This is a genomic window from Mesorhizobium abyssinicae (assembly GCF_049887195.1).
Classification (GTDB): domain Bacteria; phylum Pseudomonadota; class Alphaproteobacteria; order Rhizobiales; family Rhizobiaceae; genus Mesorhizobium; species Mesorhizobium abyssinicae.
Map to the genome: position 1 here is coordinate 110,219 of NZ_JARAKC010000012.1, position 15,586 is coordinate 125,804.

16 protein-coding genes are annotated in these 15,586 nt (G+C 65.9%); 8 read left to right on the plus strand and 8 right to left on the minus strand.

The genetic code is table 11. The features are described from left to right. The first annotated feature begins 5 nt into the window (after positions 1–5). A complete protein-coding gene (ligD, locus tag PU724_RS23530; RefSeq protein WP_354423943.1) occupies positions 6–2,507 on the plus strand; it encodes a DNA ligase D in 2,502 nt (833 codons plus the stop codon). A gap of 5 nt (positions 2,508–2,512) precedes the next feature. Here ligD and PU724_RS23535 read toward each other — a convergent pair whose 3' ends face one another. Beyond that, on the minus strand, positions 2,513–3,187 hold the full coding sequence (locus tag PU724_RS23535) for an ArsR/SmtB family transcription factor (RefSeq protein WP_354423945.1): 675 nt from the start codon (positions 3,185–3,187) through the stop codon (positions 2,513–2,515). 180 nt (positions 3,188–3,367) lie between these two features. Here PU724_RS23535 and PU724_RS23540 point away from each other — a divergent pair, with 180 nt between their 5' ends. After that, a complete protein-coding gene (locus PU724_RS23540) occupies positions 3,368–3,736 on the plus strand; it encodes an NIPSNAP family protein (protein ID WP_135859524.1) in 369 nt (122 codons plus the stop codon). Beyond that, complete coding sequence (locus PU724_RS23545; protein ID WP_128274849.1) at positions 3,733–4,077, plus strand: antibiotic biosynthesis monooxygenase family protein; 345 nt, start codon at positions 3,733–3,735, stop codon at positions 4,075–4,077. Before PU724_RS23540 ends, PU724_RS23545 begins: the two co-directional genes overlap by 4 nt. Positions 4,078–4,114: 37 nt before the next feature. On the opposite strand, the gene mbfA is transcribed toward PU724_RS23545, so the two are convergent. Further along, entirely contained in the window at positions 4,115–5,098 is a 984-nt protein-coding gene (gene mbfA, locus PU724_RS23550) for an iron exporter MbfA (protein WP_127309583.1), read from the minus strand. A 167-nt stretch (positions 5,099–5,265) separates the two neighbouring features. On the opposite strand from mbfA, the gene PU724_RS23555 reads away from it, so the two are divergent. Further along, positions 5,266–5,589, plus strand: a complete 324-nt coding sequence (locus PU724_RS23555; RefSeq protein WP_127285440.1) for a hypothetical protein — start codon at positions 5,266–5,268, stop codon at positions 5,587–5,589. A 251-nt stretch (positions 5,590–5,840) separates the two neighbouring features. After that, entirely contained in the window at positions 5,841–6,818 is a 978-nt protein-coding gene (locus PU724_RS23560; protein ID WP_354423948.1) for a threonine/serine dehydratase family protein, read from the plus strand. 42 nt (positions 6,819–6,860) lie between these two features. On the opposite strand, the gene PU724_RS23565 is transcribed toward PU724_RS23560, so the two are convergent. From PU724_RS23565 to PU724_RS23585, 5 genes are all read right to left on the minus strand, one after another. Further along, complete coding sequence (locus PU724_RS23565) at positions 6,861–7,826, minus strand: MBL fold metallo-hydrolase (protein WP_354423950.1); 966 nt, start codon at positions 7,824–7,826, stop codon at positions 6,861–6,863. Positions 7,827–7,920: 94 nt separating this feature from the next. Beyond that, a complete protein-coding gene (locus PU724_RS23570) occupies positions 7,921–9,057 on the minus strand; it encodes an ABC transporter permease (RefSeq protein ID WP_354424000.1) in 1,137 nt (378 codons plus the stop codon). A gap of 8 nt (positions 9,058–9,065) precedes the next feature. Next, positions 9,066–9,986 carry an ABC transporter ATP-binding protein gene (locus PU724_RS23575; RefSeq protein WP_354423952.1) on the minus strand — a complete coding sequence of 307 codons (921 nt, stop codon included), beginning with the start codon at positions 9,984–9,986 and terminating at the stop codon, positions 9,066–9,068. Next, positions 9,983–10,936 carry an HlyD family secretion protein gene (locus PU724_RS23580; RefSeq protein WP_354423954.1) on the minus strand — a complete coding sequence of 318 codons (954 nt, stop codon included), beginning with the start codon at positions 10,934–10,936 and terminating at the stop codon, positions 9,983–9,985. Before PU724_RS23580 ends, PU724_RS23575 begins: the two co-directional genes overlap by 4 nt. Beyond that, entirely contained in the window at positions 10,933–11,646 is a 714-nt protein-coding gene (locus tag PU724_RS23585; protein WP_354423956.1) for a CerR family C-terminal domain-containing protein, read from the minus strand. Before PU724_RS23585 ends, PU724_RS23580 begins: the two co-directional genes overlap by 4 nt. A 91-nt stretch (positions 11,647–11,737) precedes the next feature. Between PU724_RS23585 and PU724_RS23590 the strand changes: the two genes are divergently transcribed. The 3 genes from PU724_RS23590 (at position 11,738) to PU724_RS23600 (ending at position 14,059) form a co-directional block, all read left to right on the plus strand. Further along, positions 11,738–12,211, plus strand: coding sequence for a CYTH domain-containing protein (locus PU724_RS23590; protein WP_354423958.1), 474 nt, complete (start codon positions 11,738–11,740; stop codon positions 12,209–12,211). Beyond that, positions 12,208–13,146, plus strand: a complete 939-nt coding sequence (locus tag PU724_RS23595; RefSeq protein WP_354423960.1) for a CHAD domain-containing protein — start codon at positions 12,208–12,210, stop codon at positions 13,144–13,146. The genes PU724_RS23590 and PU724_RS23595 overlap by 4 nt, the downstream gene beginning before the upstream one ends. Before the next feature lie 88 nt (positions 13,147–13,234). After that, positions 13,235–14,059: a C40 family peptidase gene (locus tag PU724_RS23600; protein WP_354423962.1), complete on the plus strand. Its 825-nt coding sequence runs from the start codon at positions 13,235–13,237 to the stop codon at positions 14,057–14,059. 21 nt (positions 14,060–14,080) lie between these two features. On the opposite strand, the gene PU724_RS23605 is transcribed toward PU724_RS23600, so the two are convergent. Beyond that, positions 14,081–15,457, minus strand: a complete 1,377-nt coding sequence (locus PU724_RS23605; RefSeq protein ID WP_354423964.1) for an adenylate/guanylate cyclase domain-containing protein — start codon at positions 15,455–15,457, stop codon at positions 14,081–14,083. Positions 15,458–15,586: the final 129 nt, after the last annotated feature.

The following is a 15,586-nucleotide window of genomic DNA, read 5'->3' on the forward strand; positions in this document are numbered from 1 at the left end:
CAGCCATGGCCAGCCTCGAGCAGTATCGGGCCAAGCGGGATTTCAGGAAGACCGCCGAGCCGGCCGGCAAGCTGTCGCGGAGCGGCAAGAAAGCCGCCGGCATCTTCGTCATCCACAAGCATGCCGCGACCAGGCTGCACTACGACCTGCGCCTCGAGCATGACGGCGTGCTGTGGAGCTGGGCGGTGACGCGCGGCCCGAGCCTCGATCCGCACGAGAAGCGGCTGGCCGTGCATGTCGAGGACCACCCGATCGACTACGCGCCGTTCGAAGGCACCATCCCCAAGGGCGAGTATGGCGGCGGTTCGGTGATCGTCTGGGACGAGGGCAAATGGGTTCCGGAAGGCGATCCGGCCAAGGCGATGAAGAAGGGCCATATCGGCTTCGAGCTGGAAGGCCACAAATTGCATGGCCGCTGGCATCTCGTGCGGCTGAAGCCGCGCTCCGGCGAAAAGCGCGACAACTGGCTGCTGATCAAGTCCGACGATGCCGCCGCGCGTCCCGGCGAGGACATCCTGAAGCAGGAGCCGAAATCGGTGAAATCCGGCCTGACGATCGAGGAGGTCGGCGAGGGCAAGACGGCCAAGGGCGCGAAGCCGAAAGTCTGGCACTCCAACAAGCCGGCGGCCACCGGCAAGGCAAGAGCCGGGTCTGCCAAGCGGCTGGAGTTCATCGAGCCGCAGCTCGCCACGCTGGAGAAGGATGCGCCTTCCGGCGACGACTGGCTGCACGAAGTGAAATTCGACGGCTATCGCATGCAGGCGCAGATCGCCGGCAGCGAGGTGAGGCTGCTGACCCGCGCAGGCCTCGATTGGACCGGAAAATTCGACGGTCCGGTCACCGCAGCGCTTGCCGGCCTCAAATGCCGCGATGCCATCATCGATGGCGAGATCATCGTTTTGGCCGACAGCGGCGTGTCATCCTTCGCCCTGCTGCAGGCCGATCTCTCCGCCCGCCGCGCCGATCGCTTCGTCTACTACGCCTTCGACCTGATGCGCCTCGACGGCAAGGACCTGCGCCGCGAGCCGCTGGTCGAGCGCAAGCAGGCGCTGGCGGAACTGCTCGGCGAGCAGCCGCAGGATTCGGCGCTGCGCTTCAGCGACCATTTCCACGAGCCGGGCAAGGTGATGCTGCAGCATGTCTGCCGCATGGGTCTCGAAGGCGTGGTTTCCAAACGTGCCGACGCGCCTTACCGCAGCGGCCGCGGTCTCAGCTGGGTGAAGTCGAAATGCACGCTGCGGCAGGAATTCGTCATCGGCGGCTACCTGCCCTCGGACAAGACCGGGCGCGGCCTGCGCTCGCTGCTGGTCGGCTATCATGAGGGCGGCAAGCTGCACTATGCCGGCCGCGTCGGCACCGGATTTTCCGGCAAGATGGCCGCCGACCTCAAGAAAAGACTAGACGGACTCACCGCAAAAACGTCGCCCTTCTCCGCCGCCGTGCCGAAGGGCAAGGGGCTGGTCTGGGTCGAGCCCGATCTTGTCGGCGAAGTGGAGTTCCGCAGCTGGACCTCGGACCGTATAATACGTCACGCCTCGTTCCAGGGGCTGCGCGAAGACAAGCCGGCGGAGGAAGTCGTGCAGGAGAAGCCCAGTAAAGCCGCCGGCAAGGGCGCGGCCGAGGCGAAGGCGGCGCCGAACGCTGCGTCAGCCAAGACCTCGGTGAAGCTCTCCCACCCGGAGAAGCTCTTGTGGCCCGACGAGAAGGTCTCCAAGCAGGATCTGCTCGACCATTACGCGCTGGTCTGGCCGCGCATGGAACAATTCGTCGTCAACCGGCCGCTCAGCCTGGTGCGGGCGCCGGACGGCATCGGCGGCCAGCGCTTCTTCCAGAAACACGCCTCGCCCGGCATGAGCGACAAGATCGCCCGGATGAAGGATCCGACCGATGGCGAGGAGATCCTCTACATCAAGGATTTCGACGGCATTGCCGCGCTGGTCCAGTACGGTGTCGTCGAGGTGCATATCTGGGGCTGCACGATCGACGCGCTGGAAAAGCCCGACCAGATCATTTTCGACCTCGATCCCGACGAGGGCGTCGACGTCAAGGCGGTGCGCGAGGCGGCGCTCGACATCCGCGGCAAGCTGGACGAGCTTTCGCTCGCCAATTTGGTCAAGACCTCCGGCGGCAAGGGCTATCACGTGCTGGTGCCGCTGAAGCAGTCGGCGGATTGGGACGAGGTCAAGGACTTCGCCCATGATTTCGCCCGCGCGCTGGAGCAGGCTTCGCCCGACCGCTACACCGCGACGCTGTCGAAGAAGGCGCGCACCGGCAGGATCTTCGTCGACTATCTGCGCAACGGCCGCGGCTCGACCACGGTCGCGCCTTACTCGTCGCGCGCCAAGAAGGGCGCCACCGTGTCGATGCCGGTGACCTGGCCGGAACTCGAGAAGGGGCTGGCGCCCAACGCCTTCCCGCTCGGCGATTCCACCACGTTGGAGCAGTTGAAGAAGGCCGATCCATGGAAGGATTTCTTCAAGCTGGGCAAGCCGTTGAAGCGTGGCTAGGGAAATCAGGCCAGAAACACCCTCTCGAACGCTTGCCTGCCTGTCGGCGAGAATACCACCGCGCGGCTGCCCTTTTCGCGCCGCGCCCATTTCTCGGCGATGATCTTCTCGAGGATTGCGGCGCCCAGCGTGCCCGCGAGGTGCGAGCGCCTGACGCTCCAGTCGAGGCAGGCGCGGCACACCGGCCGCCTGGCCTTGGCCTCGACATCGATGCCGAGCGCGGAAAAATGCGAGGCCGCCGCCGGGCCAAGCCTGATCTCGCTGTCGTCGCGCAGCAACACCTCCCTGTCGATCAGGCGGTCGAGCATCGCCACCGCCTGCTCGCCGGCGAGATGGTCGTAGCAGACCCGCGCCACCCGCATCGCGGCGTCGCGCGGGCCCGGCCGCACACGCTTGGGGCCGACCGCTTCGGCGACGCCGATGATCGCCTCGATCATGCCGGCGACTTGCGGCCCGGCGAGCCCGTAATAGCGATGCCGTCCCTGGCTGGCCAAGCTCAGCAGTCCGCCCTCCATCAGCTTCGACAGATGCGAGGAGGCGGTGGGCAGCGACACGCCGGCCTCCAGCGCCAGCTCGGAGGCGGTCAACGCCGTGCCGCCCATCAGCGCGGTGAGCATGTTGGCGCGGGCCGGATCGCCGACCAGGCTGGCGATGCGGGCGATATCTGGTCCTTCACGCATAGTTCGATCCTTGTCGAAGCATTCCTGCGAGGAAATCACTATTGTCGGTTCAGTTCAAGGAGCGGACGACGATGCAAAACACCACTCCTGACATGAGCTGAATAGCATGCCGACGGAAGCGATGTTTCGACCGCGCTCGAACTGTCGTCACTGCAAACCCAACCTGACGAGGAGACCGCCATGACCATCACCTGCTTCATCCGCTACGAGATCGATCCGTTCGGCAAAGCGGCCTTCGAGGACTATGCGCGTGCCTGGGGCCAGGCCATCCCGCGCTGCGGCGCCGACCTCATCGGCTACTTCGCGCCGCACGAGGGTTCGGCGACCACGGCCTATGCCGCCTACAACATCGACAATCTCGCGGCCTATGAGGCCTACCGCGCCCGGCTTGCCGCCGACCCGGCCGGCAAGGCGAACTACGAGTTCGCCCGGCGCGAGAAGTTCATCCTCAAGGAGGACCGCATCTTCCTGAAGCTGGTGTCGGGCCCGCACGGACCGCGGCAATTGTTCCGCACCGACGTCACGGTCAAGGAAGGGATAGAGGCATGATCGCCGTCATCTTCGAGGTCGAGCCGGCGGCGGGCCGGCGCGAGGCCTATCTCGGCATCGCCGCCGAACTCCGGCCCCTGCTCGACGGCATCGACGGCTTCATCTCGATCGAGCGCTTCCAGAGCCTCGCCGATCCGAACCGCGTGCTGTCGCTGTCCTTCTGGCGCGACGAGGAGGCGGTGAAGGCCTGGCGCAACACCGAGGAGCACCGGCAGGCGCAGCAGGCCGGCCGTGGCGGAATCTTTGCCGGCTACCGTCTGCGCATCGCGCACGTCGTGCGCGACTACGGCCTGACGGAGAGGGCCGAGGCGCCGGCGGATAGCAGGGCGGCGAATGGGTAGCGCCTTCCCCCACAAGGGGGGAAGGGAGAGGCTCCGCTCAGGCATTCCCGATCAGCACGCCGGCCGTGAACACCAGCGCGCCGCCCAGCACCACCTGGAAGGCGGCGCGCCAGAACGGTGTCTGCATGTAGCGGTTCTGCACGAAGGCGATCGCCCACAGTTCGAAGAACACCACCACGGCGGCGACCGCCGTCGCCGTCCAGAAGAACGGGATGAGATAGGGCAGCGCGTGGCCGAGACCGCCGAGCGTCGTCATGATGCCGACGGTCAGCCCGCGTTTGATCGGCGAGCCGCGGCCGGACAGCTTGCCGTCGTCGGACGCGACCTCGGTGAAGCCCATCGAGATGCCGGCGCCGATCGAGGCGGCAAGCCCGACCAGGAAGGTCTGGAATGTGTCGTGCGTGGCGAAGGCAGCGGCGAAGATCGGCGCCAGCGTCGACACCGATCCGTCCATCAGCCCGGCCAGTCCCGGCTGCACATAGGTGAGGATGAACTGCCGCTGCTCGGCCGTCGCCTCCTCGATCTTGATCTCACCCGGGACATGCTCCTGTTCCAGTTGATGCGCCGAGCTCTCGTGGCCCTGCTCGGCCACCGCCAGTTCGTCGAGCAGTTTGCGGGTCGAGGCATCGGTGGTGCGCTTGGCGGCCTCGACATAGAAGCGGTAGGCCTGCTGTTCCATCGCCTCGGCCTGCCGGCGCACGGTTTCGATGCCGAGCGGCCTGACCAGCCAGTCGGGCTTGCGCTCGTAATAGCCCCTGACATGCTCGCGCCGGATCAGCGGAATGCGCTCGCCGAAACGCTTGCGGTAGAGCTCGATCAGCGAATCGCGGTGGCCGTCCTCTTCCTCCGCCATCGCCTCGAACACCTTGGCCGATTGCGGAAAATCTTCCGCCAGCCCGTCGGCATAGGCGCGGTAGATGCGCCCGTCATCCTCCTCCGACGATATGGCCAGCGCCAGGATCTCCTGCTCGGAGAGCGAATCGAAGGAACGGCGGCCAAAGCCGAAAACACGTGAAAGCATGAGCATGTCACTCTAGATTAGAATTATTCTAAACTATGGTTTGACCCGTTGCCGGTCAATCGCGCATCGTCCGCCGGAACAAAATTAGTTGATCCGGGACAGGCCTTCATTGTTGCCGAACGTTCACCTATATAACCGAACCTAAGCCGAAAGAAAGGAATTCCCGGATGTCGCCGAAAGAGCATGCGCACGCCTTTGATCCGAAACCCGTCCTCGATCTCATCGCCAGCATCGAGGCCGACCTGCAGCGCCTGAAAGGCCTGGTCGAGCAGCAGGTCGAGAAATTCGATCCCGCCAATCCGCACAACAAGGCTCCCGACGGCAAGCTGACGGAAGAGGGCGTCGAGTGCTGCTACCGCATGTTTGACGACGGCAAGTCGCGCTATTCGGTCGCCCAGCAGATGAAGATCTCGTTCGCCGCCGCCACCCACCGCTTCAACGCCTGGCGCAAGCTCGGCGGCAGCAAGAGGCAAAGGACGCTGTTGGGGTGAGAGGCGGCCACTTGCCACCCTCGGCTGGCCGTAGCCTCAGCGCCATTCTTGCAACGTTGGTGATTGGCGAAAGCCGCGATGACAGCGCCCTCTCCCCGTCACTATACGGGGAGAGGAAGCCGGCAGGCAGGTGAGGGGCGGCGCCAACGGCAGCTATGATCCGCCAACCTTGTAACCATCACATTTTTTCGTTGGCGCGCCGCGGCCTTTTCCGTGCACCATGGGCGGTCTGTTTGCTCAAGGCCACGCCCATGACCGTCCCTCCCGGCATCGCCGATATCCGCAACGCCGCCACGCGCCTCTCCGGCCTGATCGTCGAGACGCCGCTGATCGAATCGCCGGAGCTCAACAAGCGCTTCGGCGGCCGCATCCTGTTCAAGCCGGAGACGCTGCAGCGCACCGGCTCGTTCAAATTCCGCGGCGCCTACAACAAACTGTCGTCGCTGGGCGAGGCGGAGCGCGGCCGCGGCGTCGTCGCCTTCTCCTCGGGCAATCACGCGCAGGGCGTCGCCGCTTCCGCGGCGATGTTCGGCGTCAAGGCGGTCATCGCCATGCCGGCCGACGCGCCGGCGATGAAGATCGGCAATGTCCGCAAGATGGGCGCCGAGGTGGTTCCGTTCGACCGCTTTCGCGATGACCGCATGACGGTGGTTCGTCCCTGGCTGGACAAGGGCATGGCGCTGGTTCCGCCCTTCGACGATCCGGCAATCATCGCCGGCCAGGGCACGATCGGCCTCGAGCTGATGGCCCAGGCCAGGGCTCTCGGCGTCAGCCTCGACGCGGTCGTCATTCCCTGTGGCGGCGGCGGCCTGTCGAGCGGCATTTCCGTTGCCGTCAAGGATGCTTCGCCCGGCACCGCCGTGTGGGCCGCCGAGCCGGAACATTTCGACGACACCCGCCGTTCGCTGGCCAGGGGCGAGAGGGTCGCCAACGAGCCCGGCCACACCTCGATCTGCGACGCCATCCTCACCGCCGAGCCCGGCGCCATCACCTTCGAGATCAACCGCAAGAACCTCGCCGGCGCTGTCGCCGTGTCCGACAAGGCGACGGCGCAGGCAATGCGGGACGCCATGGCCCACCTCAAGCTGGTGGTCGAGCCCGGCGGCTGCGTGGGCCTCGCCGCGCTGTCGTCCGGCGAGATCGATCTCGCCGGCAAATGCGTCGCTGTCGTGCTCTCCGGCGGCAATGTCGATTTCGGCACCTATGCGGAGATTATGGCGGCGGCTTAGGGGGCTGCCGGCATTGGACGCCAGAGTCGTTGGTTGGAGCCGTCAAAGCAAAAACGTCTTGCCGACCACGGATGGAGCGACCGTCTCGCCATAGGCGGCCGCGAGCGCGCTTACGGCCCGCCAGCCCGTGCAATGCCCGGGCGATATCAGCTGCAGGTCGAACTCGGCCAGCGCTTCGACCGTCTCGGGGATGATCGGCTCGGTCACCCCCGAGAGGTGGAAGCCGCCGAACACGCCGTAGAGCGGAATTTCCGGAAACCGAGCCCGGGCGTGGGTCAAGACGTTGATCAGGCCGGCGTGCGAGCAGGCGGTGAAGACGATCTGCCCCTTGCCGGCCACGTTGATTGCCAAATAGCGCTCGTCCGGCATCACTTCGTCCAGTTCCCAGTTGCCTGCGGCGGTCTGGCGATACTGGCCGGGAAAGCCGCGCTCGAACCGGGTCACGCGTGGGATCTCGCCGCTGACATAGAACGTCTCGTCAAGAAGCAACTGCTCGTCGCGGGTGACGATGACATCGGCCCCGCTCCCGGACAGGACCTCCACGCTCGGCACCAGTTCCATCGGCCGAAACTGCCCATCGGCGGATTTGGTCGCCCGCAAGGCGAACATGTCGGGATGCATGTAGGTCGGGACGGGCCGCCCGCCATTGCCCATCGTGATCATCTGCAGGGCGCGCGGCATTGCGCCCGCGTGATCCCAGTGCCCATGCGACAGCATTACCGCCCCAACCTCCCCGAGATCGACGCCGAGCTTGACCGCGTTGCGCTCGAACACCCATTCCTCGGGCCCGGTGTCGAACAGCAGCGTGCGGCTGGCCGATGCCGTCCGCACGGTGATCAGGCAGGAAAGCCCATGCGCGGCGCAGCACAGGCATTTGCCGGACAGCCATGGCATGCCGCGACGGCGAAGGCGGGCGAACTCGGTCTCGACGAAGCCGGGGCTCGACGACAGGCTGTCCGTCGCGTTGTCGACGAGAAAGATGACCTCTGCCGTATCGACGACCCTCATCGGACCAGCTCTGATGATACAGGAACCACCACTCTATCGCATTCGAGTGTCCGGCACAGCCGCGACAGCGTACGGAGTCCATGCCTTGCTGGACCTAGTCCAGCGTCCGCCTGAACCGCACCAGCGCGACGCCGGCGAACAGCGCCACGAACAGCACCAGCCAGCCGATCTCGGTCGCCACCGCCGGCAGCTCGGCGCCCTTCAGCATCACCGCGCGGATGATGCGCAGGAAATGCGTCAGCGGCAGGATCTCGCCGAACAGCTGCGCCCAGCCCGGCATGCCGCGATAGGGGAACATGAAGCCCGACAGCATGATCGACGGCAGGAAGAAGAAGAAGGTCAGCTGCAGCGCCTGCATCTGCGTGCGGGCGATGGTCGAGATGGTGTAGCCAAGCAGCACCAGCGCCAGCACGAAGATCAGCACGGCGGTCAACAGCAGCGAGATCGAGCCCGTGAACGGGATGGTGAACAAGAGCTTCGCCGCCGCCAGCACCACCACCACCTGCACGGCGCCGACCACCAGATAGGGCAGCACCTTGCCCATCATGATCTCGAGCGGGCTCGAGGGCATGGCGAGCAGGTTCTCCATCGTGCCGCGCTCGGTCTCGCGCGTCAGCGCGATCGACGTCATCATCACCATCGTCATCTGCAGGATGACGCCGAGCAGGCCGGGCACGATGTTGTATTGCGAGATGCCCTCGGGATTGTAGCGCCGGTGCACCACCACTTCGAGCTGGCCCTTGCCGGTTTCCGCCGCCGCCTCCTGCATGCCGCGCGCCCGAAGCAGCGCCTGGTTGGCGACCGTGCCCAGCGTCGAGATGGCGCCGCTCGCCACCGCTGGGTCGGTGGCGTCGGCCTCGATCAGGATCTGCGGACTGTCGCCGCGCTCGACGCGGCGGGCGAAATCGGCGGGAATGGTGACGACAAAGGCGACGTCGCCGCGCGACATCAGGAACTCGGCCTCGGCCGCACTTTGCGCGACATGGTCGAAGCGGTAGTAGCCGGTGGTCTGCAGCGCCGAGACCATGGCCCGCGTGTAGGGGTCGCTGCTGGTCGCCACCAGCGCCGCCGGCAGGCTCTTCGGATCGTTGTTGATGGCATAGCCGAACAGCACCAGTTGCATCAGCGGCACGCCCAGCATCATGGCGAAGGTGATGCGGTCGCGCCGCATCTGGATGAACTCCTTGATCAGCAGCGCGCCGAGCCTGGCGAAGGAGAACAGGGCGCTCATCCTGTTTTTCATCCCATATTGTCCTTCGAGCCGGCCATGAACTGGATGAACACGTCCTCGAGGCTGGTTTCGCCCGGCGTCACCGTCACGCCCTTGTGCTGCTTCTCGACATCGGCGAGCGCCGCCTTGAGCGCCTGTTTGTCGGAGCCGACGACATGCAGCGTCGCGCCGAACGGCGCCACCTGGTCGACGCCGGTGCGGCCCTGCAGCGCCTCCGCGACCTGGTCGAGGCGCGGACCCTGCACGACGAAGGTGGTGAGCCCGGCATTCTTCACCACCTCTTCCACCGTGCCGGTGGCCAGCATCTTGCCGTAGGAGATATAGCTGATCCGGTGGCAGCGCTCGGCCTCGTCCATGTAATGGGTCGAGACCAGCACGGTCAGGCCGCCGCTCGCCAGCCGGTGGATCTCGTCCCAGAATTCGCGCCTCGCCTTGGGATCGACACCGGCCGTCGGCTCGTCGAGCAGCAGCAGCTTCGGCTTGTGCATGATGCAGGCGGCGAGCGCCAGCCGCTGCTTCCAGCCGCCCGACAGCGTGCCGGCGAGTTGGCTGCGGCGCGTCGTCAGGCCAAGCTCCTCCAGCGTCCGCGCCACATGCTCCTCGACCGGTCTCAGTTGATAGAGCCGGGCCACGAATTCGAGGTTCTCGCCGATCGTGAGATCTTCGTAGAACGAGAATTTCTGCGTCATGTAGCCAACTTCGCGCTTGATGCTGAGCGAGTCGGTGCGGATGTCGAAGCCGAGCACCGTGCCCTCGCCCTCGTCCGGCGTCAGCAGCCCGCACATGATGCGGATGGTCGTCGTCTTGCCGGAGCCGTTCGGCCCGAGAAAGCCGACGATCTCGCCTTCGGCCACCGTCATCGTCACATGGTCGACGACGGTCTTGTTGCCGAAGCGCTTGACCAGGCCATGGACGTCGATGACGTTCATTTTCCGGCATCCGCCAGGTCGACGTCGACGATCTGCCCGGGCTGCAGCGGGCCGGCATCGCCCTCGGGTCGCGCCTCGACCAGGAAGACCAGCTTCTGCCGGTTCTCCAGCGAATAGATCACCGGCGGCGTGAACTCCGGGTCCGGCGACACATAGCTGACGCGCGCTTTCAGCTCGGGCCCGCAGCCGTCGCAATGAACGCTGAGCAGCGCGCCGACCTTGACCGACGAGAAGGCGCTTTCCGGCACATAGACGCTGAGCTTCACGGCACCGTCCGGCAGCAGCGAGACGACCGGAGCGGTCGGGCCGGCGGTGTCGCCCGGATTGCGGATCACGTCGTTGACGCGGCCGGGCGAGGGCGCCGTCAGCACGCGTTTCGACAGCCGCCACTGAGCCTGTTCCAGCGCCGACTGCGCCTGCTTGACCTGGTTGTCGGCGGCCTTGATCGTCTCTGGCCGCGCCGGCAGTCCGCCGACGGCGAGGTTGGCCTCGGCCTGGCCGAGCTGCGCGTTGGCTGTCTCCAGCCCCGCTGACGCCGTGTCATAGTCGGCCTGCGTGCCGGTGCCGCGCTTGTAGAGGTCGCTGGCGCGATCGTAGCGGCGCTTGGCGTCGGCGGCCTGCGCCCTCGCCATGTCGACTTGCGCCTTGAGCACGGCGATCTCTTCCGGGCGCTTGCCGACTTGCAGGTCGGCAAGCTGCGCCTCGGCCTGGGCAAGCGCTGCCTCGGCCTGCGCCACGGCGATCTTGGCGTCGGCGCTCTCCAGCGTCACCACGGTCGCGCCCGGCGCGACGCGGTCGCCGCGCTTGACGGCGACCGTCTCCACCTGCGCCACTTCGATCGGCGCCAAAAGCACGTAGTCGCCCTCGACATAGCCGACGGCGAGCGGCGCCGCCGGCGCGCAGGCGGCGAACAGCTGGGCGGCAAGCGGCAGCGAACAAAGCAAGCTCATGGTTTGCCCTCCTTGCGGGCGGCGTTGCTGCGGGCAGCAAGAATTGCGCCGAGATTGTCCGAGGCGATCGCCACCACCTTGGCGGCCTCGGCCTCGCCGATCTCGCGCCAGCCCATCCGGCGCATCACTGCCTCGCGGCCGATGCGGAAATAGATGACCTGGCCGATCAGCGTGAACACCGTGAGCCGGGTGCGCTCGCTCTCGGCCGGCTCGCCCGTCGCCTGCTCCCAGATCATGCAAAGCCTGCGGTGCGTCGGCTCGAACACGCCGGCATAGATGCGGTCGAGCGCGGCCGTCGGGTGGGCCATTTCCCGAAGTACGAATTGTACGATCTCGCCGGCTTGCGGGCTGGCAACGATGAAGGCCACCATCCGCTCCAGCGCGGTGAAGAGCTGCGCCCGCGCCGCTTCCGGACCGGTTCCCGCCTGTGCCGCGCCATCGGCCTGACTTCCAACGGCTTGTCCGGCAATCGTCTGGATCGTGTCGACGATGTAATCGGCGGCGGCGGTGCGCAGGCCTTCCTTGCCGCCGAAATGATAGGCGATCGAGCCGATATTGGCCTTGGCCTCGGCGGCGATCTCGCGCGTCGAGGTGCCGTCATAGCCTTGCCGGCCGAACAGCTTGAGCGCCGCGTGCACGAGCGCGGCGCGCGTCTGCTCGGCGGGAGAAGCTTCGCGATGGGAAGGTTTGGCGCTCGTTTTCTTGCTCATGATATTCGTTTAATCAATCGATTGATTAAAGTCAAATTGATTCTCGGCATTGGCTTGCCATGTTGGTCCACGCGCGCTTTAGTGCGCGGCCATGGTCAAGGAAGTAGAACGCAAGTTCCTGGTCGCCAGCCCCGCCTGGCGCGATCGGGTCGAGGCGGATATCCGCATTCGGCAGTTCTACCTTGCTGCAACACCCGGCCGCTCGGTGCGTGTGCGCATCAGCGACGGCGTCTCGGCCAAGCTGACGCTGAAGTTCGGCAGCAGGGCGCGCGAGCGCGACGAGTTCGAATATTCGATCCCGCTCGTGGAGGCGCAGGAGATGCAGGCCTTCGCCGTCGGGCGTGTCATTGAGAAGACACGTCACCATGTTAGGCACCGCGGCTATCTCTATGAAGTCGATGTCTTCGGCGGGATGCTGGCGGGGCTGGTGGTGGCCGAGCTCGAGACGCCGGAAGACGTGCCTGACGAAATGCTGCCTGAATGGCTCGGCCGTGAAATCACCGGCGAGTCGAGATTCTACAACGCGTCGCTCGCCCTTGGGGGGATTCCGGAGATCGCCGCATGAGTTTTCGCATCGATCCGCGCTTGCCGCTGACCGGCGAGGTCAGGCGCATCCTGGCCGACGAGGTCGGCAGGGCGCTTGCCCATCTCGAGACGGCGCGCGAGAAGCCCGAGCAGGGGCTGCACAAATGCCGCAAGCGGCTGAAGAGCGTGCGCGCCTTGCTGCGCCTGGTTCGTTCCGGGGGCGAACCGTTCTGCCAGACCGAAAACGAGTGCTACAAGCAGGTATCGGCGCTGCTTGCCGGACCGCGCGAGGCGACGGCGCTGATCGAGACCGTCGACCGCCTGGCTGCCGCCTTTCCGGGGCAGAGCGCCGGCGGCGGCCTCGACGCCGTGCGCGACCGGCTGGTGATGCGCCAGCATGAAATGCATGCCGGCGCCGGTCTCGATGCCGCGATCAGCGCCGCCGCCGCCGCCTGCCGGGAAGGCCTCGGCCACATCGACAGGCTCTCGCTGCCCGACCAGCCCGAACAGGCGGCCGACATCCTCGCCGAAGGCGCTCGCGCCATCTTGCGGCGGGCGCGCAAGGCGTTGGACAAGGCAGGCTCGCGCGGCGAGGCCGACGATTTCCACGATTTGCGCAAGGCGGCCAAGACCCACAGCATGCACCTGTCGCTGCTCGGCCGGCTGTGGCCGACCCCGATCAAGTCCCGCCGCAAGGCGGTCGATTCGCTGGGCGAAAGGCTGGGCGATCTGCACGATGTTTTCGTCATGCGCGCGCTGCTCGATGCCGATGGCGAGCCGCTCGGGCCGCCCGAGGACACAAGGCTTCTCGCCAAGCTCCTGAAGCGCTCGGAGAAGAGCCTCAGGAAGTCGTGCCTTGCCGATGCGATCGAGCTGTTCGGCGACAGCCCCAAGCGCTCGACCAGGAAGCTCGCCCGCAAGGCCCGCGACGATCTCGCCGGCGCCCCGGACGATCTGGCCGCGGCCGCCGGCTGACCGCTTTTCCTTCTCCCACCAGGGAGAAGGGGGAGCCAGCCTCCCGCGCTGGCACTTCCCCGCCGGCCCGTGCTAAGCACGCTCTACCATGACCGCGCCGGCCGACACGCTTCTCGACCGCCTTGGCCGCTGGCTTGCCGGCCGGCTGCAGGACGAATCGTCGGGCTACGAGCCCTACACGCCATCCGATGCCGAGACGCTGCGCCGCGCGCTCGAGCCGGGCGACATCCTGCTCATCGAAGGCAACCAGAAGATCTCGGCGGTCATCAAATACCTGACCCAGTCGACCTGGTCGCATGCCGCCTTCTATGTCGGCGACGCTCTGCCCGCACCCTCGGATGGCTCGGAGCGGCCGCGCCTGATCGAAGTCACGCTCGGCGAAGGCTGTGTCGCCGTGCCGCTGTCGCGCTATCGCACCTACAACACCCGCATCTGCCGGGCGAGCGGGCTGACGCCGGAAGACCGCGACAAGGTCGTTGCCTTCATGATCGGCAAGCTCGGCCTGCGATACGATCTCAAGAACATCTTCGACATGCTGCGCTTCTTCCTGCCGACGCCGCCGGTGCCGGTGCGCTGGCGCCGCCGCATGCTGGCCTTCGGCTCCGGCGATCCGACGCGGGCGATCTGCTCGACGCTGATCGCCGAGGCCTATGGCCAGATCCGCTATCCGATCCTGCCCGAGATCACCCGCGCCCCCGGCCGCGCCTCGGCGCAGTCGAGCTACATGCGCCGCGAAATCCTGCACATCCGCCACCACTCGCTTTACACGCCGCGCGATTTCGACCTGTCGCCCTTCTTCCGCATCGTCAAGCCGACGCTGGAATATGGCTTCGACTACCGGGCAGTCGCGTGGGGCGACGCTATAATGGACGCCGAAGCCGCAAAGGCGGGAGCAATCGCTTCAGACGGGTGATGGCTTTCGGCCTGGTCTGCGTCACGCCGAAACCGCAACGGCGCCCTGGTTTTCGGCTCTGTGTCCGACCCAGACATGGACCGGTTCGTCCCGGCCGCGGATGCTCACCGGCCCATGATCGCGCGCGTTCAACTGTGTCGTGGGCGATTCCGCCTTCGCGGCCTCGATCAGTCGCGACCCAAAGCAGATACTCGCCTTCAGCTCACGGCAGAGTGCCTGCAAACGGCTGGCGACGTTGACGGTGTCGCCCACCACCGCGACGGACAGATTGCGCTCGCTGCCGACCGCGCCGAGGACGACCGCGCCATACTGGACGCCGATCCGAACGTCCAGCGGCGGATATCCCCTCGACACACGCTGGACATTCCAGTCTCCGAGAGTGGCGATCATCGCTTCAGCGCACTGGATGGCCCGGGTCGCGTCGTCATGGCTGGCTTGCGGAACCCCGAATGTCGCCATGATGCAATCGCCGATATAGTTGTCGACGGTGCCGTGGTGGTCGAATACGACCTGCTCCATGCGACGGTGGAACTGACGCAGAAGTTCGAACACGGCTTCGGCCGGATGATCCTCGGAATAGTGGGTGAAGCCGACGATGTCGGCGAACAGCACCGCGATTTCCTGCCGGCGGACCGGGCCGAAGGGTTCGTCATCGGTGGCGAGCTGGTCGACCACGTTGGGCGAAAAATGCCGGGCGAGATTGGCGCGGGCCCGCTCTGCCTTGACATAGTCTTCCGACAGATGTCGGGAACGCGAGACGACCAGCGCCATTATCGCGCCGATAATCAGCACGACCAGAACGTTGGTCGCCTGCGCGAACGTGTCGACGAAATTGGGGTTGAGATAGAGGTTCAGTCGCTCTGTCAGCGGCAGTGAATAGAGGTTCGTCGCCGGAATGACGGTACCCGGATGAACAATCACCCATCCCACCCCGATCGCCCACGTCAAGGCCGCGAGCGCGCCCAGATAGAGCGCCAGTCGAGTCGAAAGGGTCAGCGCGCCAAGGCATACGAAAATCAGCAGGAATTTGAAGCTGCCTTCGCGCAGTTGCATCGCGGCCGGCGCGACCTCTTGGGCAAACGGGTTGGGCGTTATCAGCAGCACGGTCAACAGAATGATGTCCAGCGTACCGACGACGTAGCCGATCCACCATGGCGCCGTGCGACGGCGCACAAAGAGAAACTGGATCAGGCCGACGAGTTGGAACAGCACCAGTCCCGCCAGCACGAAGAGTAGCGAGGCATCCCAGCGGCTGATCAATGAAAAGAAGCAGGAGATCGCGGCAAGCGATGCCGTACGCGCCCAGAACTGCAATGCAGCCCCCTGGCGTTCTGCGCGCTCCCGCAAGTTTTTCAGGCGCGAAAAGCGGCGAAGTTCAAGTGTTGGTGCGGTCGACATGGGATCACTTCGGTGTCACGGGGACGGGTCGCGCGTTGGGCAAAACCCGGAGGTCTGGCAAATCGATCCGCGAATCCTATCATGAATGTGGCTTCATTTTTGAAGCACCGGCTGCGCCGTCGGCATCGC